Genomic DNA, 822 nt, shown 5'->3' on the forward strand with positions numbered 1-822 from the left:
TAAGCAGAAATACCCGCCATAATATTACCCACACACGCACCAAACAGCAGACCTCTGATACCGCCCAGTTGCGCACCCAGCCATAGGCAAGGTAGGAAGAAAACAAACAAGCGTAATGCCGAAATGGTTAATGCTGTGTACGATTTCCCTAGCGCATTGCAAATCGACACCATCAGCATACAAACGCCAAGAGAGCCCAAACTTATCGGCACAATCATTAGATGCATGTGGAGCACTTGTTCTACTTGGGTATCACTTGTCATTAACAATGCGAGCGGGTTTGCAAGCAAGAAGGTAATCGCTGCAATCAAAAGCTGGAAGCCAAGAATGAACTTAACCGCTATTCCAACCAGAGATTGAATGTCTCGATAGTTCTTTGCGCCTAACAAGCGCCCCACCATTGGAGGCATCGACATGGTCAGTGCTAATACAGACACAATGGCAAAAAACTCGTAACGTGAGCCTAGCGCCCAAGCAGCGACTGCGGCAGTTCCAAAGCTTGCAAGCAACTTGGTCGCTAACATTGAAGAGAGCGGCGGCAGCAATTGACTGACCATGGCTGGCCCCATGATGTTACCTATCGAAGTGACGCTTTTCATCACATTCAGATCTTGCCATTGCGTTGTAGCCCAGTGGTTGCGCTTCACTCTTGGCGCAACGACAAGGATACCAAACCCAAATGCAACTAAGGTTGCCAACGCTGCACCATTAATGCCGAGATCGAGCGTGAAAATGAACAGCGGGTCTAATACCAAGTTCACACCACTTGTCACCATCATCATCGTGCCCGGAAGCATAGTGTTGCCATTGGCACGACAAATA

Annotated in this window: 1 protein-coding gene; it reads right to left on the reverse strand. The window is 48.5% G+C overall.

From position 1 onward, the window contains the following. Positions 1–822 (reverse strand): MATE family efflux transporter (locus tag R7O13_RS25745; protein ID WP_318305055.1); only part of this gene is annotated, 822 nt, incomplete at both ends.

The sequence above is a fragment of the Vibrio sp. Y176 genome, from assembly GCF_033438945.1.